At 74.1% G+C, this 24,972-nt stretch carries 24 protein-coding genes; 8 read left to right on the forward strand and 16 right to left on the reverse strand.

Going from position 1 to position 24,972, the window contains the following annotated elements:
• Positions 1-36: 36 nt before the first annotated feature.
• Together GD632_RS01555 and GD632_RS01560 are read right to left on the reverse strand one after the other, a co-directional pair.
• Positions 37-534: a DUF1003 domain-containing protein gene (locus GD632_RS01555; RefSeq protein ID WP_152187931.1), complete on the reverse strand. Its 498-nt coding sequence runs from the start codon at positions 532-534 to the stop codon at positions 37-39.
• Complete coding sequence (locus tag GD632_RS01560) at positions 527-1,825, reverse strand: magnesium transporter MgtE N-terminal domain-containing protein (protein ID WP_152187933.1); 1,299 nt, start codon at positions 1,823-1,825, stop codon at positions 527-529. The genes GD632_RS01555 and GD632_RS01560 overlap by 8 nt, the downstream gene beginning before the upstream one ends.
• Positions 1,826-2,007: 182 nt before the next feature.
• Here GD632_RS01560 and GD632_RS01565 point away from each other — a divergent pair, with 182 nt between their 5' ends.
• Positions 2,008-2,733 (forward strand): general stress protein, encoded by a 726-nt coding sequence (locus GD632_RS01565; protein WP_152187935.1) that lies wholly within the window; start codon positions 2,008-2,010, stop codon positions 2,731-2,733.
• Complete coding sequence (locus GD632_RS01570; RefSeq protein ID WP_152187938.1) at positions 2,730-3,533, forward strand: sugar phosphate isomerase/epimerase family protein; 804 nt, start codon at positions 2,730-2,732, stop codon at positions 3,531-3,533. Before GD632_RS01565 ends, GD632_RS01570 begins: the two co-directional genes overlap by 4 nt.
• A gap of 384 nt (positions 3,534-3,917) precedes the next feature.
• On the opposite strand, the gene GD632_RS01575 is transcribed toward GD632_RS01570, so the two are convergent.
• Positions 3,918-5,264: an APC family permease gene (locus tag GD632_RS01575; protein WP_152187940.1), complete on the reverse strand. Its 1,347-nt coding sequence runs from the start codon at positions 5,262-5,264 to the stop codon at positions 3,918-3,920.
• A gap of 87 nt (positions 5,265-5,351) precedes the next feature.
• On the opposite strand from GD632_RS01575, the gene GD632_RS15850 reads away from it, so the two are divergent.
• From GD632_RS15850 to GD632_RS01585, 3 genes are read left to right on the forward strand one after another with little or no spacing between them, the layout of a single operon-like run.
• Positions 5,352-5,498 carry a hypothetical protein gene (locus GD632_RS15850; RefSeq protein ID WP_193311290.1) on the forward strand — a complete coding sequence of 49 codons (147 nt, stop codon included), beginning with the start codon at positions 5,352-5,354 and terminating at the stop codon, positions 5,496-5,498.
• A gap of 12 nt (positions 5,499-5,510) precedes the next feature.
• Positions 5,511-6,728, forward strand: a complete 1,218-nt coding sequence (locus GD632_RS01580) for a zinc-dependent alcohol dehydrogenase (protein ID WP_152187942.1) — start codon at positions 5,511-5,513, stop codon at positions 6,726-6,728.
• A complete protein-coding gene (locus GD632_RS01585) occupies positions 6,725-8,353 on the forward strand; it encodes an NAD-dependent epimerase/dehydratase family protein (protein ID WP_152187944.1) in 1,629 nt (542 codons plus the stop codon). The genes GD632_RS01580 and GD632_RS01585 overlap by 4 nt, the downstream gene beginning before the upstream one ends.
• Positions 8,354-8,426: 73 nt before the next feature.
• On the opposite strand, the gene GD632_RS01590 is transcribed toward GD632_RS01585, so the two are convergent.
• Positions 8,427-9,935, reverse strand: coding sequence for an aminopeptidase P family protein (locus GD632_RS01590; protein WP_152187947.1), 1,509 nt, complete (start codon positions 9,933-9,935; stop codon positions 8,427-8,429).
• Between the two features lie 53 nt (positions 9,936-9,988).
• On the opposite strand from GD632_RS01590, the gene GD632_RS01595 reads away from it, so the two are divergent.
• Together GD632_RS01595 and GD632_RS01600 are read left to right on the forward strand one after the other, a co-directional pair.
• Complete coding sequence (locus GD632_RS01595; protein ID WP_452176636.1) at positions 9,989-10,852, forward strand: PHP domain-containing protein; 864 nt, start codon at positions 9,989-9,991, stop codon at positions 10,850-10,852.
• Complete coding sequence (locus tag GD632_RS01600; protein WP_152187952.1) at positions 10,849-11,472, forward strand: MarC family protein; 624 nt, start codon at positions 10,849-10,851, stop codon at positions 11,470-11,472. Before GD632_RS01595 ends, GD632_RS01600 begins: the two co-directional genes overlap by 4 nt.
• Before the next feature lie 6 nt (positions 11,473-11,478).
• Here the strand turns inward: GD632_RS01600 and GD632_RS01605 are convergent, their stop codons facing one another.
• From GD632_RS01605 to GD632_RS01655, 11 genes are all read right to left on the reverse strand, one after another.
• Positions 11,479-13,113 (reverse strand): copper resistance CopC/CopD family protein, encoded by a 1,635-nt coding sequence (locus tag GD632_RS01605; protein ID WP_152187954.1) that lies wholly within the window; start codon positions 13,111-13,113, stop codon positions 11,479-11,481.
• 7 nt (positions 13,114-13,120) lie between these two features.
• Positions 13,121-13,846 (reverse strand): YcnI family copper-binding membrane protein, encoded by a 726-nt coding sequence (locus GD632_RS01610; protein WP_152187956.1) that lies wholly within the window; start codon positions 13,844-13,846, stop codon positions 13,121-13,123.
• 81 nt (positions 13,847-13,927) lie between these two features.
• The gene (locus GD632_RS01615) at positions 13,928-14,443 is read right to left on the reverse strand and encodes a hypothetical protein (RefSeq protein ID WP_152187958.1); all 516 of its coding nucleotides are present in this window, start codon (positions 14,441-14,443) and stop codon (positions 13,928-13,930) included.
• 116 nt (positions 14,444-14,559) lie between these two features.
• Positions 14,560-16,185 carry a DEAD/DEAH box helicase gene (locus GD632_RS01620; RefSeq protein ID WP_152187961.1) on the reverse strand — a complete coding sequence of 542 codons (1,626 nt, stop codon included), beginning with the start codon at positions 16,183-16,185 and terminating at the stop codon, positions 14,560-14,562.
• 186 nt (positions 16,186-16,371) lie between these two features.
• Complete coding sequence (locus GD632_RS01625) at positions 16,372-17,337, reverse strand: LacI family DNA-binding transcriptional regulator (protein ID WP_193311291.1); 966 nt, start codon at positions 17,335-17,337, stop codon at positions 16,372-16,374.
• Entirely contained in the window at positions 17,330-18,496 is a 1,167-nt protein-coding gene (locus tag GD632_RS01630) for a neutral/alkaline non-lysosomal ceramidase N-terminal domain-containing protein (RefSeq protein ID WP_152187965.1), read from the reverse strand. The genes GD632_RS01625 and GD632_RS01630 overlap by 8 nt, the downstream gene beginning before the upstream one ends.
• Complete coding sequence (locus GD632_RS01635) at positions 18,493-19,635, reverse strand: N-acetylglucosamine-6-phosphate deacetylase (protein ID WP_226924404.1); 1,143 nt, start codon at positions 19,633-19,635, stop codon at positions 18,493-18,495. Before GD632_RS01635 ends, GD632_RS01630 begins: the two co-directional genes overlap by 4 nt.
• Positions 19,626-20,384 (reverse strand): sugar isomerase domain-containing protein, encoded by a 759-nt coding sequence (locus GD632_RS01640; RefSeq protein ID WP_152187967.1) that lies wholly within the window; start codon positions 20,382-20,384, stop codon positions 19,626-19,628. The genes GD632_RS01635 and GD632_RS01640 overlap by 10 nt, the downstream gene beginning before the upstream one ends.
• The gene (locus GD632_RS01645; protein ID WP_152187969.1) at positions 20,377-21,138 is read right to left on the reverse strand and encodes a 6-phosphogluconolactonase; all 762 of its coding nucleotides are present in this window, start codon (positions 21,136-21,138) and stop codon (positions 20,377-20,379) included. The genes GD632_RS01640 and GD632_RS01645 overlap by 8 nt, the downstream gene beginning before the upstream one ends.
• Positions 21,135-22,379: an AGE family epimerase/isomerase gene (locus tag GD632_RS01650; RefSeq protein ID WP_152187971.1), complete on the reverse strand. Its 1,245-nt coding sequence runs from the start codon at positions 22,377-22,379 to the stop codon at positions 21,135-21,137. Before GD632_RS01650 ends, GD632_RS01645 begins: the two co-directional genes overlap by 4 nt.
• Positions 22,379-23,896, reverse strand: a complete 1,518-nt coding sequence (locus tag GD632_RS01655) for a sodium:solute symporter family protein (RefSeq protein WP_152187973.1) — start codon at positions 23,894-23,896, stop codon at positions 22,379-22,381. The genes GD632_RS01650 and GD632_RS01655 overlap by 1 nt, the downstream gene beginning before the upstream one ends.
• Positions 23,897-24,033: 137 nt before the next feature.
• Here GD632_RS01655 and GD632_RS01660 point away from each other — a divergent pair, with 137 nt between their 5' ends.
• Positions 24,034-24,678, forward strand: coding sequence for a ferritin-like fold-containing protein (locus tag GD632_RS01660; protein WP_193311292.1), 645 nt, complete (start codon positions 24,034-24,036; stop codon positions 24,676-24,678).
• 19 nt (positions 24,679-24,697) lie between these two features.
• Here the strand turns inward: GD632_RS01660 and GD632_RS01665 are convergent, their stop codons facing one another.
• Positions 24,698-24,919, reverse strand: a complete 222-nt coding sequence (locus GD632_RS01665; protein ID WP_152187978.1) for a DUF3107 domain-containing protein — start codon at positions 24,917-24,919, stop codon at positions 24,698-24,700.
• Positions 24,920-24,972 lie beyond the last annotated feature (53 nt).

Below are 24,972 nucleotides of genomic sequence, written 5' to 3' on the forward strand. Positions count from 1 at the left end.
CGCAGACGTTTCCCGCGTTTCCGCCACGTGACGACCTCAGCGGGCGGCGTCGCGCTCCTCGTCCTCGTCGCGGAGCTCCTCGAGCACGCTGCGCAGCTCCGAGCGGACGAAGTCGCGGGTGGCGACGTCACCGAGCGCCAGGCGCAGGGCCGCGAGCTCCCGGGCGAGGTACTCGGTGTCGGCGAGGTTGCGCTCGGCCCGCTGCCGGTCCTGCTCGGCGGTCACCCGGTCGCGGTCGTCCTGCCGGTTCTGGGCGAGCAGGATGAGCGGCGCCGCGTAGGAGGCCTGGAGCGAGAGCATGAGCGTGAGCGCGGTGAAGCCCAGCGCCGCGGAGTCGAAGCGCAGGGGCTCGGGCCCCCACGTGTTCCACGCGAGCCACACGATGACGAAGACCGAGAGGTACACGAGGAAGCGCGGGGTGCCGGTGAAGCGGGCGATGCCCTCGGCCGTGCTGCCGACGACCTCGGAGTCGACCCGGGGCCGGCGCAGCCAGCGTCGGCGGGTGGTCAGTGGCGTGTCGAGCCGCTCAGCCATGGGCACTCCTCGTCATCGCGGTGTCGGTCGCCTCGGTGTCGGCGTCACGCCAGTCCTCGGGCAGCAGGTGGTCCAGGACGTCGTCGACGCTGATCGCGCCCAGCAGCCGGCGCTCCTCGTCGACGACGGGCAGCGCGGTGAGGTTGTACGTCGCCAGCAGGCGGGTCACCTTGCCGATCTCGTCGTGCGGGCCGACGGTCTCGATGTCGCTGTCGAGCATCGCCCCGAGCTGGGCGCTGGGTGGCTCGCGCAGCGCGCGCTGGATGTGCACGACGCCGAGCAGCCGCCCCGACGGCGTCTCCAGCGGCGGGCGCACGACGAAGACCATCGTGGCCAGCGCCGGGGTCACATCCGGGCGACGGGCACTGGCGAGGGCGGTGGCGACGGTGGCCTCCGGCGGCAGGATGATCGGCTCGGTCGTCATGAGCCCGCCGGCGGCACGCTCCTCGTAGGCGATGAGGCGGCGCACGTCCTCGGCCTCCTCCGGCTCCATGAGGTCGAGGAGGCTGCGGGCGACGTCGGGCGGGAGCTCGTTGACGAGGTCGGCGGCGTCGTCGGGCTGCATGACGTCGAGGACGTCGGCGGCGCGGTTGGCGTCCAGCCCCGAGACGATCGCCACGCGGTCGTCCTCGCTCAGCTCCTCCAGGACGTCGGCGAGGCGGTCGTCGGAGAGCTCGGCGGCGACCTCGATCTGCCGGTCCGGCGGCAGGTCGTGCAGGACGTCGGCGACGTCGGCCGGCTTGAGGTCCTCCATCGTCGACAGGAGCGTGGTGGCGGGCTGGGGACCGGCGTCGCCGGAGAGGTCGACGACGTCACCGACGTCGACGATGACCTGCTCCCCGCGGCGGCGCCGCAGCCCGCGGCTCGCCCCGCTCCGCTCGACAAAGAGCTGGGTGACGAGCCAGTCGCGGTTGCGCTGCTGCTCGATCGCGACGTCGGTGATGACGACGGTGCCGCTGCCGTCGGCCAGCGGCACCCGCCGGTCGACGAGCTGGCCGACGACGAGCGTCTCGCTGGCCCGCTGGGAGAAGCGGCGGATGTTGAGCAGGCCGGTCGTGATGACGGCCCCGCTGCTGATGCTCACGACCCGGCTCAGCGGGAGGAACACCCGGCGCTTGCCGGGCACCTCGACGACGAGACCCACGGCGCGCGGCAGCGAGCTCGTGCGGATGAGCACGACGACGTCGTGGACCTTGCCGACCGGGTCGCCCAGCGGGTCGAAGACGGTCGTCCCCGCCAGCCTGCCGACGAAGACACGGGTCGCTGCGCTCCTGCTCACGGGTGTGCTCACGACCGTCAGCCTAGGAGCATCCGCGGCACCCCGCCCCGCCCGCCCCCACCATCCTCGCAATTGGTCGACTGGGTGACGGCGCCGGCCCTCCAGGCGTCATGCAGTCGACCAATTGCGAAAGTTGTGGGGGGTGAGGGTGGCGCGCGTAGCGGACGGGCGGCGCAGGGGGGACAATCAGCGTCATGGCCTTCTCCAGCAGCAGGGGTCGCGTGCCCCCGACGCCGACCCTCCCCACCGGCGTCCAGATCGCCTCCTTCGACACCTACCTCGAGGCCCAGCGCGCCGTCGACCTCCTCTCGGACAAGGAGTTCGAGGTCCAGCACACGACGATCGTCGGTACGGACCTGCGCATGGTCGAGCGCATCACCGGGCGGCTGTCCTACCCGCGCGTGGCGCTCGCCGGCGCGATGTCCGGCGCGTGGTTCGGCCTGTTCGTCGGACTCCTCTTCGGGCTGCTCTCCGAGGGCAGCACCCTGGTGATGCTCCTGCCCGCGCTCGTCATCGGCGCGGCCTTCGGCATCCTCTTCGCGCTCGTCTCCTACGCCTTCACCGGCGGCAAGCGCGACTTCACCTCCTCCAGCCAGGTCGTCGCCAGCCGCTACGGGCTGCTGTGCGAGCAGAGCCGCGTGGGCGAGGCGATGCGCCTCCTCGGCGAGGCCGGCATCCGCGCCCGGGTGGGCGCGGACCCCGCCGTCCAGCAGCAGCCGGTGCCCCAGGCGGCCGTCCCGCCGGCGCCCGGCCCCTACGGCGCCCAGCAGGCCCCCCAGCCCGGCCCGGCCGGTGCCGCCGAGGCGCCCGCCCCGCCGCCCGCGCGCAGCTTCACGCCCCTGGAGGACGAGCACGGCAATCCGCGCTACGGGCAGCGGCGGCCCGCCGCGCCGCAGGACGGCGAGGAGCGCACTTCGTGAGGGTCCCTCCGATCCTCCTGTCCACCTCCTCGTGCTACCCCAGCAGCACCGAGTCCTGCTTCGCCGACGCCGCGCGGCTCGGCTACGACGGCGTGGAGGTCATGGTCTGGAAATGGCCCGAGACGCGTGACGCGACCCGGCTCAACGAGCTGGCCGACACCTACGGCGTCCCGGTCATGTCGATCCACTCACCCACGCTGCTGCTGACCCAGCGTGTCTGGGGCACCGACCCCTGGGGCAAGATCGACCGCTCCGTCGAGCTCGCCGAGGCGGTGGGCGCGGAGGCCGTCGTCGTCCACCCGCCCTTCCGCTGGCAGCGCGACTACGCGTCCGGTTTCGTCGAGGGCATCGCCCGGCGCCAGGCCGGGACGGACGTCAAGCTCGCCGTCGAGAACATGTTCCCGTGGAAGGCACGGGCCAAGGACGGCTCCCGGACGAAGGAGCGGCACGCCTACCTGCCGCACTGGGACCCCGTCGGCCTGGGCTACGAGCACGTCACCCTCGACCTGTCGCACGCGGGTGTGGCCGGGCAGGACTCCCTCGCGGTCGCGCGGGAGCTCGGCGGGCGCCTGGCCCACCTCCACCTCACCGACTCCACCGGCTCCAACCGCGACGAGCACCTGGCCCCCGGCCGGGGCAACCAGCCCTGCGAGGAGGTGCTGCGGGCGCTGCCGGAGCTCGGCTTCGCGGGCTCCATCGCCGTCGAGGTGACCACGCGCAAGATGAAGGCGGCCGAGCGGGAGGCGGCGCTGGCCGAGTCCCTCGCCTTCGCGCGCGAGCACCTGCCCAGCCTGGCCTGACGCCGTCCGCCCTCCGCCCCCCTTCCCGCCCGAGAGCCGAGTTGTCGTCGAGAGCCGAGTTGTCGTCGAGAGCCGAGTTGCCGCCGAGAGCGGAGTTGTCGCCGAGAGCGGAGTTGCCGCCGAGAGCCGAGTTGTCGTCGAGAGCTCGTCTGCCGACGAGGGGCTGTGTCGCCGTCGGCGGTCCGCCTGCCCGACCCGCAGCAGACGTGACGAGGTTCCGGCCCGGCGGTCACTGCCTCGCCGGCCCGTCCCGAACGGGCGGCCGTCGGTAAGTCGGCTGTCGCCGGTAAGTCGGCTGTCGCCGGCAAGTCGGCTGTCGGTGGTAAGTCGGCTGTCGGCGGTAAGTCGGCTGTCGGCGGGATGGAGGGGGAGGGAGGGGGGCGCTCAGCGGGAGCGGTCGGCGGGACCCGCCGCGGCGCGGTCGGTGTCGCGCACCCCGCGGGTGACGTAGTAGAGCACGACGCCGATGAGGACCATCCCGGCACCGAGCAGCCAGACCTGCAGGGACTGCTGGCTCAGCAGCACCGCGCACGTGATGAGGGCGAGGACGGGCAGCGCCCGGGGCGTGCGGAAGTGGTCGTGGTCCACGGTGTCCTTGCGCAGGACGAGCACCGCGAGGTTGGTGCTGACGAAGACGACGAGCAGGAGGAGCACGACCGTCTCGGCGAGCGTCGCGAGGTCCCCGATGATCGTGAGCACGGCGGCGACCGCCGTCGTCACGACGATCGCGAGCCACGGCGTGCGCCGGTTCGGCAGCACCGTGGTCAGCACCGAGGGCAGCAGCCCCTCGTCGGCCATGCCGTAGACGAGCCGGCTCGACATGATCATCGTGAGCAGCGCGCCGTTGGCGACGGCGACGAGCGCGATGACCGAGAACAGCCAGTCGGGGACGCCGACCCCGCTCGCCTCGACGACGTCGAGCAGCGGGCTGGAGGACCCGGACAGGTCCTCCGGAGGCATGATGAGCGCCGAGCCGATACCGATGAGGGCGTAGACGACGCCCGCGACGCCGAGGGCACCGAACAGGGCGCGCGGGTAGACGCGGCTGACGTCCTGGACCTCCTCGGCGACGTTGGCCGAGACCTCGAAGCCGACGAAGGAGTAGAAGGCGAGGAGCGCGCCGGCGAGGACCGCCGTCCCGGCGCCCGTCCCCGGCGGCAGCTCGACGAGACGGCCGGGCTCACCCTGACCGCCGCCCACCGCGACCGCCACGACGACGATGACGAGGACGAGCCCGGAGACCTCGATGACCGTCATGACGACGTTCGAGCGCACCGACTCCTTGATACCCCGCGCGTTGAGCAGGGCGAGGAGGACGAGGAACACCGGGGCGGCGAGCTGGGTCGGGACGTCGACGAAGGTGGCGAGGTAGTCACCGGCGAAGGCGATCGACAGACCCGCCGCGCTCGTCACCCCCGCGGCCAGCATGGAGAAGCCGACGACGAAGGAGACGATCGGCCGCTTGAAGGCGCGCTGGGCGAAGATCGCCGCCCCACCGGCCTTGGGGTACTTCGTCACGAGCTCGGCGTAGCTCGCGGCGGTGAGCAGGGCCATGAGGAGGGCCACCGTGAGCGGTGCCCACATCACGCCGCCGGACTCGGCGGCCAGCTCCCCCACGAGCGCGTAGATCCCCGCACCGAGGACGTCACCGAGGATGAAGAGGAACAGGAGCCAGGGCGTGATGCGCCGCGCGAGACGAGTGGTCTCCGCGGGCGGGGAGTCGACGGTCATCGCCACAGGATCGAGCCGGTGCGGTAACCCGGCAAGCCGGGTGTGCTCGGGGTGCGCGGCCCCCAGGCCGGTGGAATGGTGAGAAGCATGAGCGAGAACACACCGACCCCGTCCGAGCAGCCCTACGACCCCGCCAAGGATCCCGACGCCGACCCCGAGCAGCTGGAGCGGGAGGAGCCCCTCGACCAGCCCTCGCAGGCGGAGGGTGACGACCCCGCCGCGCCCGCGAGCTGAGCGGGGGCCCACGTGCGCGCACTCACCTGGCAGGGCCGGGAGAAGGTCAGCGTCGAGAACGTCCCCGACCCGCGGATCCAGCTCCCCACCGACGCCGTCATCAGGATCACCTCCACCGCCATCTGCGGCTCCGACCTGCACCTCTACAGCGTGCTCGGCCCCTTCCTCGAGGCCGGTGACGTCCTCGGCCACGAGCCGATGGGCGTCGTCGAGGAGGTCGGCAGCGAGGTCACCTCGCTCCGGCCCGGCGACCGCGTCGTCGTCCCCTTCGTCATCGCCTGCGGGTCGTGCTGGATGTGCTCCCGCGGCCTGCACTCCCAGTGCGAGACCACCCAGGTGCGCGAGCACGGCAAGGGCGCGTCCCTCTTCGGCTACACGAAGCTCTACGGCCAGGTGCCCGGCGGGCAGGCGGAGTACCTCCGCGTGCCGTTCGCGGACGTGGGCCCCGTCGTCGTGCCCGACGACGGCGAGCCGGACGAGCGCTACCTCTACCTCTCCGACGTCGTCCCCACCGCCTGGCAGGCCGTGGAGTACGCCCAGGTGCCGCCGGGCGGGACCGTCGTCGTCCTCGGGCTGGGCCCGGTCGGGCAGCTGAGCGCCCGCATCGCCCGCCACCGCGGCGCCGAGCAGGTCATCGGGGTCGACCCCGTCCCCGAGCGCCTGGAGATGGCACGCCGTCACGGCATCGCCACCATGGACCTGCGCGGGGTCGACGACGTCGCCGCCGCCGTCCGCGAGCTCACCCACGGACGGGGCGCGGACTCCGTCATCGACGCCGTCGGCATGGAGGCGCACGGCTCGCCCGTGGCCAAGGGCGTGCAGGCCGGCGCCGGGATGCTGCCCGACGCGCTCGCCAGGCCCCTGTTCACCAAGGCGGGCATCGACCGGATGGCGGCGCTGCACGCCGCGATCGAGATCGTCCGCCGCGGCGGCACGATCTCGCTGTCCGGCGTGTACGGCGGTGCGCAGGACCCGATGCCGATGCTCGACCTCTTCGACAAGCAGGTGAACCTGCGGATGGGCCAGGCCAACGTCCACCGCTGGATCTCCGACGTCCTGCCGCTCGTGAGCGACTCCGCCGACCCCCTGGGCGTGCTCGACCTGCGCACCCACCGGATCTCCCTCGAGGACGCCGCCCACGGCTACGACATCTTCCAGCGCAAGGACGACGGCGCGATCAAGGTGGTCCTCGACCCCGCGCTGCCCGCGACGCAGGCGGGTGCGCGATGAGGGTTGCCGTCGTCGGGGCGAGCGGCAACAGCGGCACCGCGCTCCTCCACGCCCTGCGCGGTGAGGAGCGGGTGACGGAGGTCGTCGGCATCGCCCGGCGGCGCCCGGACGCGACGGCGGAGCCCTACGACACGGCCCGGTGGGAGCAGGTGGACATCGCCGCGCCGGTGGCGCTGGCCGACGGCGAGGACTTCGTCGTCGACGAGCTCGCGCGGGCGCTGGAGGGGGTCGACACCGTCGTCCACCTCGCCTGGCTCATCCAGCCCAACCACGAGCGCGACCTGCTGCGGCGGGCCAACGTCGACGGCACCCGCCGCGTCGTCGAGGCGTGCCTGCGGGCGGGGGTGGGGCACCTCGTCGTCGCGTCGTCGGTGGGCTCCTACTCACCGGTCGACGACGACGAGCGGCGCGACGAGTCGTGGCCCGCCCACGGCACCGCGCCGACCTCCCACTACGCCGTCGACAAGGCCGCCCAGGAGCGTGTCCTCGACGAGGCGGAGGCCGCCGGCCTGTCCGTCGCGCGGGTGCGCCCGGCTCTCGTCTTCGACGCCGACGCCGGCGCGGAGATCATGCGGCTGTTCCTCGGGGCCCTCGTGCCGCCGGCGCTGCTGCGCCCCGGGGGGCTGCCCTTCCTCCCGCTGCCGGCCGGCCTGCGCCTGCAGGTCGTCCACGGTGACGACCTCGCCGACGCCTACCGCCGCATCATCGTCCAGGGTGCCACCGGCGCGTTCAACGTCGCCGCCGAGCCGGTCCTCACCGGCAAGGACCTCGCCGAGGTCCTCGACCACGGGAGGGTCGTCGAGGTGCCGCCCGCGGCGCTGCGCCCCGTCGTCTCCCTCGCGTGGCAGGCGCGGGCGCTGGCGGCCGACGCCGGCTGGCTCGACATGGCGATGAACGTCCCTCTCATGGACACGACCCGGGCCCGCACCGAGCTGGGCTGGGAGCCCGCGCGCGAGGCCAAGGACACCCTGCGTGAGCTCCTCACCGGGATGGCGGACGGCCAGGGCACGCCCAGCCCCCAGATGCGGCCCCGGGAGAGCTGGCCCCAGGACCAGCTCCCGCCCGGCTCCGTCCCCGCCGACGGCCTCGTGGCCGAGTCGCAGGAGGGCTCCGCCGCGCACCGGGTGCCCGCCCACCTCGAGCGCGACATCCTCGGGCTCTACCTGTCGGACCACCTCACCGGTGCCACGGCCGGCCTCGAGCGGTCCGAGCGGATGGCAGCGGACTACGCGGACTCCGACCTCGGCGAGGACCTCGCCCGGGTCGCGCTGGAGATCCGCGAGGAGCGCGAGCTGCTCGTCAACCTCATCGACTCGCTGTCCCTCAAGCGCCGCCCGCACCGGCAGGCGGCGGCGTGGGTGGCCGAGCGCGCGGGGCGGCTCAAGGTCAACGAGCGGCTCAGCGGCTCGCCGATGACCCCGGTGCTCGAGTCAGAGCTCATGCGCAGCGCCGTCATGGGCAAGCTCGGGCTGTGGCAGACGCTCGTCGAGCTCTCGCCCGACCTCGGGCTGCCCGCGCCGATGTTCGAGGCGCTGGCCCAGCAGGCCCGCGACCAGGCGGAGACCTACGAGCGCTTCCACCAGCACATCATCGGCAAGGCCTTCCGAACCGGCGAGATCGACTGACCCCGCCCCACCCCCGAGAGCTGAGCTGTGGCCCGACCAGCAGCAGCTCGGCCCTCGGTGCCCGGGGTGGGGGTCAGCTCTCCCGGAGGGTGGACATCCAGGTCTCGACGTCGTCGGCGCGGCGGGGGAGGGCGGCGCTGAGGTTCTCGACGCTGCGGTCCTCGCGGACGAGGACGTCGTCCTCGATACGCACGCCGATGCCCCGCAGCTCCTCGGGGACGGTGAGGTCGTCGGCGCGGAAGTACAGGCCCGGCTCGATCGTGAAGACCATGCCCGGCTCGAGCTCGGCGTCCAGGTACATCTCCCGGCGCGCCTGGGCGCAGTCGTGGACGTCGATGCCCAGGTGGTGGCTCGTGCCGTGGACCATCCAGCGCCGGTGGAACTGGCCCTCCTCGGCGAGGGACCCCTCCGCGGTGCCCGGGAGCAGCCCCCACTCGGCCAGCCGGTGGGCGAGCACCTCCATCGCGGCGGCGTGGAGGTCGCGGAAGCGCGCGCCCGGCTCGGCGGCACGGGCGAAGGCCGCGTCGGCGGCGTCGAGCACGGCCTCGTAGACCCGGCGCTGCGGCTCGGTGAAGACCCCGTCCACCGGGATCGTGCGGGTGACGTCGGCCGTGTAGAGCGACTCGACCTCCACCCCGGCGTCGATGAGGACGAGGTCCCCGGGTCGGACGGCGCCGTCGTTGCGGATCCAGTGCAGGGTGTTCGCGTGGTTGCCGGAGGCGGCGATCGTGTCGTAGCCGACGGCGTTGCCCTCCTCACGGGCGCGAGCCCCGAAGACGCCCTCGATGACGCGCTCGCCCCGGTGGTGGGCGAGGGCACGGGGCAGGGCCCGCACGATGTCGGCGAAGCCCTCGGCGGTGGCCGCGACGGCCTTGCGCATCTCCTCGACCTCGAAGGGGTCCTTGCGCAGGCGCAGCTCGGACAGCGCCTCGGCGAGGACGGTGTCGGCCGCCTCCGTCTCCTGCTGGCCCGTGCGGGCGGTCTCGACCTGCGCCTGGACCGCGGCGTCGACGCCGCGCACCACGCGGACCTGGACGCCCCCGGCGCCGGCGTCCTTGGCCAGCTCGTCGGCGAGGGAGTCGATGTGGGCGGTGCGCAGCCCGGTGAGGGCGGCGACCTCCTCGAGGCTGGGCCGCCGCCCGACCCACAGCTCCCCGTACCGGGAGTCGGCGAAGAACTCCTCGGTGTCCTTGCCCGCCCGGGGGCGGAAGTAGAGGACCGCCTCGTGGGTGGCGTCGCCGTCGGGGTGCAGGACGAGGACGGCGTCCGGCTCCTGGTCGGTGCCCAGCCCGGTGAGGTGGGCGAAGGCCGAGTGGGGCCGGAAGCGGTAGTCGGTGTCGTTGGACCGGGTGACGAGCGTGCCGGCCGGCAGGACGAGGCGCTCACCGGGGAACAGGGCGCCGAGGCGCTCGCGGCGGGCGGCCGCGTAGGGCGCCGCGGGGCTCTCCCCGGGCAGGGTGGGCGGCTGCTCGTCCCAGCCCGAGGCGATGAAGGCTCGGAAGGCGGGCGACGAGGGGCGCTGGGAACGGTTCGACCCGCGCTCGCTCAACGGCTGGTTGTCCGGACGGTCCGTGTCGCTCATGTGCCCATCGTCGCACGCACGAGGCGCCCGCTGCCGGGCGCCCAGGTCGTACCCTGGGGCTCGTGCTCGCCCGCCCCGCCGTCGACCTCCACACGCACTCGAGCCTCTCCGACGGCACCGAGCGCCCCGCCGTGCTCATGGCCGCCGCGGCCGCCGCCGGGCTCGACGTCGTCGCCCTCACCGACCACGACACGTGGGACGGGTGGGAGGAGGCCGCCGCCGCCGTCGAGCGCACCGGTGTGGCCCTCGTCCGCGGTGCGGAGATCTCCACCTCCGCCGGCGGGATCAGCGTCCACCTCCTGTCCTACCTCCACGACCCCGCCGCCCGGGGCCTGGGGACCGCCGTCGCCCGTGCCCGCGACTCCCGCCTGGGCCGCGCGCGGCGGATGGTCGAGCGCCTGGCCCTGGACTTCGAGCTCACCTGGGAGGAGGTCGAGGCCCTCCTCGAGCCCGGCGGGACCGTGGGGCGCCCCCACATCGCCGACGCGCTCGTCGCCCGCGGCTACGTCACCGACCGGTCCGCCGCCTTCACCGAGATCCTCCACGCCCAGGGCCCGTACTACGTGCGCTACGACGCGCCCGACGCCGTCGCCGCCGTCGAGCTCGTCCGCCGCGCCGGCGGTGTGCCGGTCATGGCCCACCCGCGCGCCGGGGCCCGCGGCCGCGTCGTCGAGGACGCCGTCATCGAGGAGATGGCCGCCGCCGGCCTCGGTGGGCTCGAGGTGGACCACCGGGACCACGACGACGGCGCCCGCGCCCAGCTCCTCGACCTCGCCTCCTCCCTCGGCCTGTTCGTCACCGGGTCGAGCGACTACCACGGCACCGGCAAGCCGAACCGGCTCGGTGAGCACCTCACCGACCCCGCGGTGCTGGAGCAGATCGAGAGCGAGGGCTACCTGCCGGTGGTCCGCCCGTGAGCGGGGTCCTCGACGTCGGGCTGCTCGCCACGACCTTCTTCACGCTGTTCGTCATCATGGACCCGCCCGGGACCGTGCCGATCTTCCTCGCGCTCACCTCGACGAGCACCGCACGGGAGCGCAAGCGGGCGGCCCGGCAGGCGACGGTGGTCGCGCTCGGGGTCATCACGGTGTTCACGGTGCTCGGGCCCTACATCCTCGACTTCCTCGGCATCTCCGTGCCCGCCCTCCAGCTGTCCGGCGGCCTGCTGCTCCTCCTCGTCGCGATGGAGCTGCTCACCGGCAAGGCGGAGGAGCCGCAGCCGGCGGGCGGCGGCAAGGTCAACGTCGCGCTCGTCCCGCTCGGCACGCCGCTGCTGGCCGGTCCCGGCGCGATCGTCGCCGCCATGCTCGCGGTGCAGGACGCCGACGGCCCCACGGGCTGGCTCGCCATCGCCCTGGCGATCGTCGGGGTGCACCTGTGCCTGTGGCTGGCGATGCGCTTCTCGCTCGTCATCCACCGCGTCCTCGGCGACGGCGGCACGACTCTCGTCACCCGCCTCGCCGGTCTGCTCCTCGCGGCGATCGCCGTCCAGCTCATGGCCGACGCCGTCTTCGCGTTCATCGACGTGCACGCCTGAGCGTGCTCAGGGCACCACCTCGACGGGCACGACGACGACGGGGTTGTCGAAGGTCGAGGTGCGCACGCCGAGCTCGAGCTCCCACGTCCCGGGCAGCGGGAGGTCGACGGCGACCTCGTAGCGGCCGGTGCCGGTCGCCGTGACCGCGGGCGTGAGGGGCCCCAGGTCCCGGTCCGGGAGGGAGAGCCTCACCTGGGGGTCGGCCTGCGGCTCGAGGGGCTCCCCGTCCGCGTCGTGGAGGGCCAGATCGACGGTGTTGGCGCCGACCCGGGCGGGGGTCACCCGGACGTCGGCCATGCCGTCCCCGAGCGCCACGTGCTCGGAGACGGGCTGGGCTGCGGCGGGGGGCGTGTGCCCCGCGGTGGGGCTCTGGGACACGAGGACACCGGTGAGCGCGACGGCGAGGAGGATGAGCCACGCCTCGGTGCCCACGGTGCGGCGCAGCCGGGCGCGGGCGCCGTCGTCGTCCCCGACGTGAGGGACGAGACGGTAGCGGTTCCACGCGGCGACGACGACGACGAGGCCGACGACGGCGACCTTCGCGACCAGCGTGAGGCCGTAGCCGGTGCCGGTGAGCGCACCGAGGTCCGGCAGGATGCGCCAGGCGAGCACCGTGCCCGTGGCGGCGAGGGCGAGGACCACCCAGAGGGCGACGGTCGAGAACCGGCCCACGGTGCGCGCGGCGGCGTCCGCGGGGGCGGAGCTGCGCAGCGTGATGACCAGCCCGAGCACACCCCCGAACCAGACGGCACCGGCCAGCACGTGGACCGCGTCGCTGCCGAGGACGAGCCACGTGGGGCCGTAGGAGCGGCTGTGGCCCGCGAGCGGGAGCGAGAGGAGGGCGAGGCCGGCGCCCGCACAGGTCAGCGCCCTGCCGGCCGGGGTGGTGGCGACGCCGAGCGTGAGCACGAGGCCGACGAGGGCCACGACCGTCGCCAGCCCCACCGGGGTGGCGGTGAGGGTGTCCCACAGCGTGCCGGGGGCGACGAGGCCGGAAATGCCGGTCCCGGTGCGCCACGCGCCGTCGGCGGCGAGGTAGACGAGGAGACCGCCGAGCGCGGCGGCCGCGGACACGGTGGTGAGCCGGAGGACCGGCGCGTGGACGACGCGCGCCGCCGGGTCGAGGAGGACGGTGCGGAAGAGGACGAGGCCGCTCGCGCCGAGGATCCCGAGGTAGACGAAGACCTGCGCCCCCTGGTGGAGGAGGTCCACGAGCGAGGGGCCGGCGGCAGGAGGCACCTCGGCGACCTCGGCGGAGGGCTGCCCCACGGAGAACGTGAAGGCGCCGCCGACCGGGTGCCCGTCGGCGGAGACGACCGACCAGTCGACGATGTAGGTGCCGTCGGGCAGGCCGGCCGGCACGGTGACCTCGACGGTGTCGTCCACCGGGCGGACCGGTGCGGGGAGCGGGTCGCCCGCGGCGTCGAGGAGGCGGACGCCGTCGTCGTCCGCCCGGACGGGCTCGTTGAAGGTGAGGGTGACGAGGGCGGGCGGTGCCTCAAGGACGTCACCGTCGGAGGGGTCCGTGCCGAGGAGCATCGCGTGCCCGGTGGCCGGGGCGGCTGACGCGAGCGTCAGCAGCACCCCGGCCACCGTGGCGACGAGCCCCAGCACGGTCCGCCGTAGCGGCTGGACCGTCATGGGGTCGTCAGCTCGTGCGACGCGTGCGGGCCAGGGCCAGGCCACCGAGTGCGAGGCCGGCGACCCCGAGCGCGAGCGCGATCCAGGACACGGCCGCGGGAGGGGTCGTGGCCTCCGCTGCGGTGTCGTCACCGACGGGCTCGCTGTCGGTCCCCGTCTCGGCGGCCTGCTCGACACCCGCGGCGGCAGGGTCCTCGTCAGCGGCGGCGGTGAGCGTGAAGACCGACGCCGGGTACTCGAGCTCGTCGGGGTCCTGCCCGTCGGCGGCGAGCTGCACCCACGGGGCCTCGCCCTCCTCGCAGGTCTGGACGACCGGGAAGGCGAGCGTCTCTCCCGGGGTGTCGGGCAGCCGCACCGACAGCTCCATGGCGTCGCGGTGGTCGGCGGGCAGGGGGGAGTCGGTCGTGTAGACCACCTGGGCGACGCGCTCGGTGAGCTGGCCGCCGTGACCGTCGTCGACGGGCGGGTCGAGGGTCTCCATGACCTTCTCGATCTCCCAGCCCGCGTTGACGGTGGGGGTGACGGCGGGGATCGACTCCGGGATCTCGATCGCGACCGCGGTGGTCGCCGAGTCGCCGCAGCCGTGCGGGACGGAGACGGTGAGGACGGCGTAGGAGCCCGCCTCCGTGGTGCTCGGGGAGACCGTGACGTGCGCGGCCGCGCCGGAGGCGCCGAGCAGGACGAGTCCGGCGGCCGCGACAGTGGTCGCGGCAGCCGTGAGGGAACGCTTCATGGGTGTGCCTTTCGGTTCGACAGGGTCCCGGGAGGTGCGGAAGGCACGCCCGGGCGGGCCGCCGTCGGGGGCGACCTGGACTCAGCTGCGAACCGGGAGGGGAGGGGCGCGTCCGGAGGCGGCACCGGTGGCGGGGGCCGCCGGCGGAACCGGGCGTGCGACGGCGACAACGGTGCGGGGCGGGACGGGCAGGAGACGGGATGTGAGGAGCCGGCTGCGGACGACCCGGGCGAGACCGGCGCGCAGCAGCGCCCGGCCGTGCCGCAGGAGGAGGGCGGTGAGGACCGTGGCGAGCGCGTGGGTCGCGACCATGGGCAGCGGGGCGGCATGGCCGTGGGCGCCGTGGTGCGCGCCGGCCTCGAAGCTGTGGTGGAGGACCACCTGGGCGACGGTGAGGAGGAGGACGAGGCGGGCCGGGCCGAGCGGCCGCCGGGTGAGGGCGAGAGCTGCCGCGGCCGAGGCTGCGCTCAGCCAGCCGACCGTCGAGGCCGTCGGTGCCGTGCCCCCGGCGAGCAGGTGGAAGGCGAGGGAGAGCAGCACGACGAGCGCGGCGGACGACGCTGCCCGAACCGCGTGTGCTGCCCCCGTTGACCGCATCCGGGCAGGTTATCGAATGTGCGTGACAGAAGCCACACACCGTCCATCGGAAGTGGGGGTCGAGAAGGGGCGCGCCCCCGCCCGGAGTCCGGACGGGGGCGCGGGAGCGTGCGAAGTCAGGCCTCGCCGGCCCCGCTCGGCTTGCGGGTGCGGCGCCGACGGCGCCGGGCCTGGCCCTCGCGCGGGGCCTCGGCGGCCTGGCCGGTGCTGCCGCTCTCGCGGCGGCCGCCCTCGCCGCGTCCACCACGGGCCTGGCCGTTGCCGCCCTGGCCGCCGCTGCGCGGGGCGCGGGTGCCGCGCCCGGCGGACTTGCCGGTCTCCCCGAGGTCCTCGAGCGTCTCGGCGTCCAGCCCGGCGCGGGTGCGGGCGCTGCGCGGCAGCCGCCCGGTGACCCCGGTGGGGATGCCCAGGTCGGAGTAGAGGTGCGGGGAGGTGTGGTACGTCTCCGGCGGCTCCTCCAGACCCAGGCCGAGGGTCCTGTTGATGAGCCCCCAGCGCGGCATGTCGTCCCAGTCGACGAAGGTCACCGCGGTGCCGGACAGGCCGGCGCGGCCGGTGCGCCCGATCCGGTGCAGGTAGGTCTTCTCGTCCTCGGGGCACTGGTAGTTGACCACGTGCGTGACGGCGTCGACGTCGATGCCGCGGGCGGCGACGTCGGTGGCGACGAGGACGTCGACCTTGCCGGAGCGGAAGGCACGCAGCGCCTGCTCGCGGGCGCCCTGCCCGAGGTCGCCGTGGATGGCCGCGGAGGCGAAGCCGCGCTCGGCGAGCTCGTCGGCGACCTTCGCGGCCGTGCGCTTGGTCCGGGTGAAGACGATGGTGAGGCCGCGGCCCTCGGCCTGGAGGATGCGCGAGAGCATCTCGACCTTGTTGAGGGCGTGGGCGCGATAGACGATCTGCCGGGTCGACTTGACCGTGTGGCCGTCGTCGTTCGGGTCCTGCGCGCGGATGTGGGTGGGGCGCGTCATGTACCGGCGGGCGAGGGCGACGACGGCGCCGGGCATGGTCGCGGAGAACAGCATGGTGTGGCGGGTGGCCGGGGTGCCGGCGAGGAGCGTCTCGACGTCGGGGAGGAAGCCGAGGTCGAGCATCTCGTCGGCCTCGTCGAGCACGACGGTGCGCACGCGGGAGAGGTCGAGGAGGCGCTGCTTGTACAGGTCGATCATGCGGCCGGGCGTGCCGACCACGACCTCGACGCCCCGCTGGAGCGCCTCGATCTGCGGCTCGTAGGCGCGCCCGCCGTAGACCTGGGCGACGCGCAGCGTCGGGCGGCGGCGGGAGGCGACGACGAGGTCCCCGGCGACCTGGACGGCCAGCTCGCGGGTGGGGACGATGACGAGGGCCTGCGGCTTGCCCGGGTCCGGCAGCGCGTCCCAGCCGTCCTCACCGGGGGCGACGACGTTCTGCAGCGCCGGGATGCCGAAGCCGAGGGTCTTGCCCGTCCCGGTCTTGGCCTGGCCGATGATGTCGTGGCGGCTCAGCGCCACGGGCAGGGTGAGCGCCTGGATGGGGAAGGGGTGGACGATGCCGTCGTCAGCCAGCGCGTCGACGATGGCCTGGTCGACGCCGAAGTCGGCGAAGGTGCGCTCCGGGGCGAGCGCCGCGTTGCTCGCGTCGGTGATGTCGGCGTCGATCGTGTCGATGCCGGCGTCCCCGAGGGCGGCGGTGTCGACGGCGGTGGAGACGTCGATGGGGCCGTCGTCGGCCGAGGGCGTGATCACGCCCGAGGAGGTGTCAGTCACGAGTGGTACCTATCCGGTTGTGGCGGGGCGGCGAGATCGCCGGCAGCACCGCCTGGTCGTGGCAGCCGATCGTGGGCATTCGCGCCGCGTTGTCGCGGCAGGGCTCTGATACGTGACGACCGGTCAACCGTATGAACCGTGCCAGTGTAGCGCTCCGCGCCGCTCCCGGCCTGTGACATCGCTTTCCTACGTGGTCTCCCGCAGGCACAGGGTGCCGTCGAAGAGCTCACGGCTCTCCGGGAGCGGGGCGCCCTCCCCGGAGAGGAGGACCTCGACGGCACGCCGGACGCCCTGCGCCGAGGGGAGGCGGATCGTCGACAGCCGGGGGTGCGTCTGGATCGGCAGGGCGTCGTCGCAGCCGACGAGGCGGACGTCCCCCGGGACGGTCACCCCGCGGGCAGCGAGCCCGTCGATGATCCCGTGCGCGACGACGTCGTCGAAGGCGATGACCGCGTCGGTCCGTTCCGGGTGCAGGGACTCCGCGACGGACCGGGCGTCGTCGTAGGTGCCCGACTCCACCCGCACGGTCGTCACGGTGAGGCCGTGCTCCTCGGCCGCTCGCACGACGGCACTGAGCCGCTCGTGCTCGGACCACGAGCGGCGGGGGCCGCCGACGTAGCACAGGCGGCGCGACCCGGTCGCGGCGAGGTGTGCCACCGCGGCGGTGACGGCGGCACCCGAGCCGATGAGCACGCGGGCCGCCCCCGGGTGGTCCCGGTTGAGGAGGACGACGCGGTCACGCCGCACGACCTCGTCGAGCTGGTCCTCGGGCAGCCGGGAGGAGGCGAGGAGGATGCCCTCGACCTGCGGGCGCAGCTGGTCGAGCTGGCGCAGCTCGCGGCGCGGGTCGTTGTCGGTCTCGGCGACGAGGACGGACACGTCCCGCTCCTCGGCCGCCTGCTGCGCCGCGCGGACGATCGGGGGGAAGAACGGGTTGGTGATGTCGGGCAGGACGAGGCCGATCGCGCTCGTCCGCCCCGTGCTCAGCGCGCGGGCGTGACGGTTGGGGACGTACCCCATCTCCGCCGCGACCTCCCGGACACGGGCGACCGTCTCCGGCAGGAGCATGTGCGGGCGGTTGAAGGCGCGCGAGACCGTCGACGGCGCGACCCCGAGCGCCTTGGCGACCTCGACGATCGTCGTGCTAGCCACCGTCGGCGTCCCGGAGGAGGGCGGCGGCCGCGTCGTGGAGGATCTCGGCACCGCCCGCCCGGAAGGGGCCGGGCATGCCGTAGTACCGGTAGGCGTCGAGCACCTCGTAGCCGCCGTGGGCGTACTCCTCGGCGACCGGCAGGTAGCCGGGCACGCCGTCGGCGTACCCGAGGACGACCGTGGGCCGGCCCGGACGCAGGGCCCGCAACCGCTCGGCGCTCGCGAGGAAGGGCTCGCCGGGCAGGCCGACGACCCGCAGCTCGCCGAGGGACGTCACGGTGACCCGTCCGCTCCACGCCGGGTCGCCCGGCGCGTCCATCGGCAGGGTGACGGCGGCGGTCCGGACCGCGACGCCGCCGTCGTCGAGGGCCCGCAGCGGCACCCGGGCGACCGCCTCGGCGAGGACGGTGCCGATGCGCTCGGCCTCGGCGAAGGTGCGACGTCCCGTCCCGGTGGGCGTGAAGGACGCCTCGGCGCTGTGACCGGTGTTGACGTCACCGGCCGCGCCCGTGGCGAAGAGGCACACGCTGCCCGGTGCGGCCCGCTCGACGAGGTCGCGGACGTAGCCCGGGTAGTCGCCGCTCACGAGGGTGTTGGCGCCGTCGAGGACGACGGGATGGCACGGGTAGACGACGAGGGAGAGCACGACGGAGACCGCGTCGCCGGCAGCGGTGGCCCGGAGGAGCTGGACGGGCGGGTCGATGGCCCGCTCGGGGTGCCGGCGGTCGCGGGCGACACCGACGCCCGTCGCCTCACCGAAGGCGAGGGTGACCGGGACACGGGCCCGCCAGGCCCGGCCGACCGCCGTCACGGCGGCCGCGACGACCCGGTCGTGGACCTGGGCGTCGTGCTCGCCGACGCGGCCGCGGGCGACGCACGGCCCGGAGTGGGTGTGGGTCGCGGTGACGACGGCGTCGCGCACGCCGATCGGGCGGAGGAGGTCGCGGACCCTCGCGCAGGAGTCCTCGTGCAGCGCGCACACGTCCGCCGTGACGACCGCGACGTCACCGACGACGGCGGCGCGGACGGTGAGCGGGTCGTGCACCCCCGTGCTGGGACCGGGGCGGGCGACGAACCCGGCCAGCGCCGTGCCGACCGGCACGTCGACGACCTCGACGGCGGCGCCCGCGAGGAGCCCGCCCGGGCTCGGCGGCGTCACGTGACGGGCCTGCCGCCCTGGACGACGTCGACGACCCCACCCTGGGCGGTGAGCCGGACGAGGTCGGCGCGCTGGCCGACCTGGAGGGACCCGCGCCGGGACCCGCCGAGCGCCGCGACCACCGTCCCCGGCGTCGTCGTCGCCATGGTGAGGACCTGGGCGAGGGAGAAGGACGTCCGCGCGACCATGAATCGCACGCAGTGCCCGAGGTCGACGGCGGCCCCCGCGAGCAGGTCGGTGCCGACGTAGGACAGGCGACCCGTCGCCGAGAGCTCGACCTCCCCGCCCACCGCCGTCCGGTAGGTGCCGGCCGGCGAGCCGGCGAGCTCGACGGAGTCCGAGACGAGGTACGTGCGCCCGGTGCCGGCCGCGCGGACCATGACCTCGAGCGTCTCCGCCGGCAGGTGGTGCCCGTCGGCGATGAGCCCGCAGGTGAGGCGGTCGTCGGCGAGCTGGGTCCAGATCGCGTTGGGGTGGCGGGGCAGCGTCGCGAAGATGCCGTTGCCCAGGTGGGTCGACAGCGTGGCGCCCGCGTCGACCGCGGCCCGGATCTCGTCGGTGCTCGCGTGCGTGTGCCCGACGGCGACGGCGACCCCGTCCCGCACGATCCGCGCGATCTGGGCCGCCGAGTCCTCCCAGTGGGGGGAGACGGTGACGTAGCCGAGCGGGCCCGCGGCGGACCACCGCGCGACCTCCTCCGCGTCGACCGGTCGGATCTCGCTGCTGTCGTGGACTCCACGGGGACCGTCGAGGGGGGAGAGGAAGGGGCCCTCGACGTGCGCGAAGGGGATCGCGGCCGCCGTCGCGGGGTCGGCGGCGCGGGCCGCGGCGACCTGCCGGAGGCTGTGGGTGATCTGTTCCTCCGACGCCGTCACCACGGTGGGGACCCAGGTCGTCACCCCGGCCCGGGCGAGGCGGTGGGTGATCTCGGCGATCCCCTCGGGGGACGCCGTGGGGCCGTTGACGTCGACCCCGCCGTAGCCGTTGACCTGCAGGTCGACGAGTCCGGGGGCGAGGTGGGGGAGGTCGGCCGGCGCCGTCGTCCTGTCGCGGTCGATGGCGCTGATGATCCCGTCCTCGCAGGTGACCCGCAGGACGTCCCCGGTGACGGGGTCGAGCCCGTCGACCGTCACAGCCACTTCACCCGCCCCGTGAAGCGCTCGATGAAGCGGTTGTTCGCCTCGTCGCCCCCGGGCGCGTTGCCCGAGCGCCAGATCGGTGCCTCGACACCGCGCTCGCCGAGGAGCTCGATGGTGCGCATCATGAGCCAGTTGAGCGTGAAGGCGTTGGCGAAGGTCGAGACGGCACCGGTGCGCTCGAGGGCGCCGGGGACCTCCATGACCGCGTCCCCCACGGGCACCTTGGTGTCGATGTGGTGGTCGACGACGTCGTGGAGGTTGGCACCGCTGGGGTGCCGGGCGGGGTGGCCGGGCGCCGTGCTGTCGGCGTGCTCCCGGGAGGAGACGCCGATGGTCCGGACGCCGCGCTCGCGGGCCTCGAGCGCCGCGTCGATGAGAGCGGCGTTGATGCCGTAGGCGTTGACGAGGACGAGGAGGTCCTCCGCCCCGAGCCGCGCGGAGCCGATGACCACACGTCCGTAGCCGGGGGTGCGCTCCATCGCCATGGATCGCAGCGCACCCCCGGACAGCAGCGTCCCCTCGTCGAGGACGGCCGACACGTGCATGAGGCCGCCGGCCCGGAAGAAGACCTCCTGGCTGGCGAGGTTGGAGTGCCCGCCAGGGCCGTAGACGTGGACGAGGCGGTCGGCGGCGACCTGGTCGGCGACCATGGCCGCGCCCTGGTCGACGGCCGCGGCCTCGGTGTCGCGGATCGACTCGAGGAGGGCCGTCACGCGGGCGAGGTAGGCGGTGGCGATGGACTCACTCATGGTCACCACCCTCTCGCGGCGCGGCGGCCGGGTCGACGTAGAGGTGGACGTCCGGGTGGGTCTTGAGCGCGGTGCCGGGGACCATCGGGGTGGGGTCGAGCTCGAGGGTGCGGGTGACGGCCGCACGCTTCTCGCGGCCGGGCACCGAGCACACGACGTGGGCGCTGGCGAGCAGGCGGGGGATCGTCACGGTGACGGCCTGCTCGGGCACGTCCTCGACGCTGGGGAAGTGGCCCTCGTCGGCCTGCTGCCGGCGGGAGACCGGGTCGAGCTCGATGACCCGGGCGGACCGCGGGTCGGCGAAGTCGGCCGGTGGGTCGTTGAACGCGAGGTGGGCGTTGACGCCGAGGCCGCACAGGAGCACGTCGAAGGGCTCCTCACCCATCGTGGCGGCGTACCCCTCGGCGGCCGCTGCGGGTGCCTGGTCCACCGGGATGCGGTGGAACACCGGTCGCGTGGGGAGCAGGGCGAGGAAGTTGCGCTCGAGCCAGTTGCCGAAGCCCTGGGGGGCGTCGGGAGACAGGCCGACGTAGTCGTCCATGTGGAAGAACGTCACCGCCGTGAAGTCGATGTCCCCGGCGGCCGCGAGCGCGCGGAGGGTGGCGGCCTGGCTGGGGGCCGCGGCGAGCATGACGCGCGCGCCGCCCTTCGCCGTCAGGGCCTCACGGACCAGCCGGGCGGCCCGGCTGCCCGCGGCAGCGCCCATCTCCTCGACCGTGCCGTGCACGTGGAGGTGGATCGGGTGCAGTGTCATGACGCTCCTTGCGGTGTCGTTCGGTTGAGGAGGATGAGGGCTCGGACGACGTGGAACGGGTCCTTGACCGGGAGGGCGACCACCGCGTTGAGGGGTGCGCCGTCGCGGGAGCGGATCTGCAGCCACTCCCCGTTCTCCCGGTCCGGGAACGTCGACATCGTGTAGTCGGCGACGCGCTCGTGCCAGGCGGCCAGCTCCGGGCTCGCGCCCGCGAGCAGGCCGGTCGCGTAGACGGCCTCGGCGTGGACCCACCACAGCTTGGTGTCCCACGTGGCACCGACGAGGTCCTCGTAGGGGGTGGGGTGCTCGCCGATGAGGTCGCCGCGCGGGGCGCCACCCTCCTTGTCGACGTAGCGCAGCACCCCGCCCTCGGCCTCGTCCCACCCGAGGGCGAGCGCCGCGAGCGCGAGGGAGACGTATCGGTCGGTCTCGGGGGTGAGCCCGGCCTGCTCCTCGGCGTGGACGAGCATCCACAGCGCCTCGAGGAGGTGGCCCGGGGTGCGGTGCCGCGCGAGCAGCGTCGCGTCCAGCGCGTCGGTGACGGGCATGAACTCGTGCCACGTCCTCGTGTCGAGGAACTCCTCCCGGAGCGCACCGAGGGCGCGGTCACGCACGCCCGCGACGACCTCCCACTCCACCGCCCCGCGGGCCGCCCCGGCCGCCCTCGCCCGGAGCAGCTCCGCGGAGGTGTGGAGCAGGTTCATCGGTCCCGCGAGGTCCCGGAACCCCGGCGGGACGGGGTAGGGGGCCGTAAGCGCGCTGCGGTCGGCGACGGCGGCCTCGGCGGTCGTGAGGATCGTCGTCGCGGTCCCGAGCCACTCGGCGGGGACCGTCGGGTCGACGCGCAGCGCGGCTCCCAGGCCCAGTGCGGTGAAGAGGTCGGCGAAGACGCTCGTGGCGACCTCGCCGTCGGGGCCGGTGAGGTGACGCCCGTACCGGTCGGTGCGGAACGCCGTCCGCCCGCCCGGGACGGGGACGTGGTCGGCGAGGAAGCGGGCGGTCCCGGTGGCGCGCCGTACCCAGGTGGCGGCGTCGACGTCGAGGCGGCCCGCCCGGGCCTCCTCGGCGAGCTCGGCGCACAGCCAGGCCCAGCGTCCCTGGGACCACGTGTACTTCTCCTCGGAGAGCAGCACGCCGTCGTTGTCGAAGCAGGTGAAGACACCGCCGGTCTCGTCGTCCAGCGCACGGGACTCCCACCACGGCAGGACGTCCTCGAGGAGGTGCTGGGCCCAGCGGTGCATCAGGCCCGTCCCGCGGGGGCCGGGGCTCCGGCGTCGCTGTCGAGGGAGTCGATGAGCGCGTCGCTCTCCGGGGTGTTCTCCGGCTTGACGTGCCCGATGACGATGAACAGCAGGAGGGAGACGAGGACCGGGCTCGCGACCGTCACCGACTGCGCCTCGTCGCCGAAGGACTCGATCCAGCCGGGCCACACGTACTTGTTGAGCGCGAAGACGACGAGCCCCGCGGCCCAGGAGATGAGGGCGGCGGACGGGCCGGACTTCCGGAACCAGGGCAGCAGGCCGAGGAGCATCGGGATGGCGATCGGGCCGACGAGCGCCCCGAACCACGTGATGAGCAGTCCGAGCACCCCGCCGAAGCTGTCGGAGGTGAGGGCGATGCCCATCGAGAGGGCGATGAAGAGGAACGTGGTGAAGCGGGCGACCCACAGCTCACGGCCCTCGGGGAGGAAGCCCTTGCCCTTGCGGAACACCGGGATGATGTCACGCACGACCACGGAGGAGATGGCGTTGGCGTCCGAGGCGGTCATGGCCATCGTGTGGGCGAACATCCCGGCGAGCACGAGGCCGATGAGGCCGGCGGGCAGGAAGGTCTGCGCCATGACGGCGTAGGACTCCTCGGGGTTGCCCAGGTCGGGCAGGAGGATGGGGGCAGCCCACATCGGGACGAAGAGCACGAGCGGCCACAGCAGGTAGAGGGCGCCGGAGAGGACCATCGAGCGACGCGCCTCGCGGCCGTCCGGCGTCGAGATCATCCGCATCGCGAGGTTCCACGTGCCGCCGTTGTAGGAGAGCGTGGAGATGACGCAGTAGGCGAGGAAGAACCACATCGTCAGCGTGCCGTTGAAGGGCTCGGAGTGGCCCGCGGGGAGCTGGTCCCACATCGTCCACAGCGTGGAGACGCCGTCGAGCTCGACCATGACGATGACGAACATCGCGATGGCCGCGACGAACTGGATGACGAACTGGCCGAAGTCGGTGAGCACGTCGGCCCAGATCCCGCCGATCGTCGAGTAGAACATCGTGACGCCACCGACGAGGAGGATCCCCCAGCCGAGCGGGATCCCGGCGAACACGTTGAGGAGGATCGCCGAGGCGGTCCACTTGGCCGCGACGTCGAAGACCTTGAGCAGCGCGCCGGACCAGGCGAGCACCTGCTCGGTCGCGACGTTGAAGCGGGTGGTGAGGTACTCCAGCGGCGAGATGATGCCCAGCCGCTGGCGCAGCCGGGGCCAGCGCGGGGCGAACAGCCACGCCCCGACCGAGCAGGCGACGGTGATGCTCAGCGCCCACCAGACGTAGACGGCGAAGCCGGTCGTGTACGCCAGCGCCGCGTACCCGACGAAGACGGCGGCCGAGTACCCCGACATGTGGTGGGAGATCCCGGTGAGCCACCAGGGGATCTTCCCGTCGGCGACGTAGAAGTCCTTGGCGTTGGTGATGCGGCGCTTCGACCACACCCCGATCCACACCATGACGAGGAAGTAACCGCCGACGACGGCCCAGTCCAGAGCACCCATGTTGACTCCTCATTGAACGACAGGTGACGCACGACCGGGACGGCGAGCGCCTGCCCGGTGGCAGGACGATGGCATGCAAGCGTTTGCATGGCAAGCGACACCGAGGTGGGGCCGGCGGCAGCACCTACTGTGGGCGCATGGACACCACCCCTCGTCCGGCGGCCGAGCGACGCTCGTCCGCGGTGCTCTCCTTCCTCGCGGCCGGCGACCTCACGACGTTCGCCTGGCTCGCGGTGGACGCGGCGAGGGCTCCGGGCCTCGGTGCCCGCGAGGCGCTCTCCCGGACGGCTGCCGAGCAGATGGGGCACTACGACGCGGTGCTCGCTGAGCTCGCGGGCGTCGGCGGCTCCCGGGAGGACGTCGCACCCCACCTCGTGCTGCTCGAGGAGGTCGGGACCCGCACGGAGCCGGGGAGCTGGGAGGAGCGGGTGCTGCGCACGGGCCTCATGGGCGCCATGGTGTACGACCTCGGGGAGGTGCTCGCCCGCCTCCTGCCGGCGGACCTGCAGGAGCGCGCGCTCGCCGGCCGGCGCGCCCCGGACGAGCTCGCCGTCGAGCTCGTGGGGCAGCAGCTGGCCGAGGACGAGCCGCTACGGGCGCGGCTGTCGCTGTGGGGCCGGCGGATCGCCGGCGAGGTGCTCGGGGTGCTGCCCCCCGTCATCGCCCTCCTCGTCGCCGCCTCGGACGGCGACGAGGAGGCCGCGGCGCTCGCCGCGCCTGCGATGTCGGAGATGTCGGGCAGGCACGCCCGGCGCATGGGGCGGCTCGGCCTGACGGCCTAGGTCGCCGCGCCGGGCGTCCTCAGACGCCGAAGCCGACGCGGCGGGGCGTCTCCGAGCCGAAGCGGACGTAGCCGAGCGCGCCACCGGGGACGAACACCTGGGCGCCGTTCTCGTCGGTGAGCTCGAGCGTGGTCCCCGAGTCCAGCGCCGCCTTGACGGCGCCCCGCAGCTCCTCCGCGGGCAGCGGGGAATCGATCGTGATCTCGCGGGCGACGTCACGCACGCCGATGGTGATCTCCAAGGTGTCTGCTCCTTGCTGGGGCGGCCGGGGCCGCGGCTGACGGGCTGTCGACC

It is taken from the genome of Georgenia satyanarayanai (assembly GCF_009193135.1).
In the GTDB taxonomy this organism is placed as follows: domain Bacteria; phylum Actinomycetota; class Actinomycetes; order Actinomycetales; family Actinomycetaceae; genus Oceanitalea; species Oceanitalea satyanarayanai.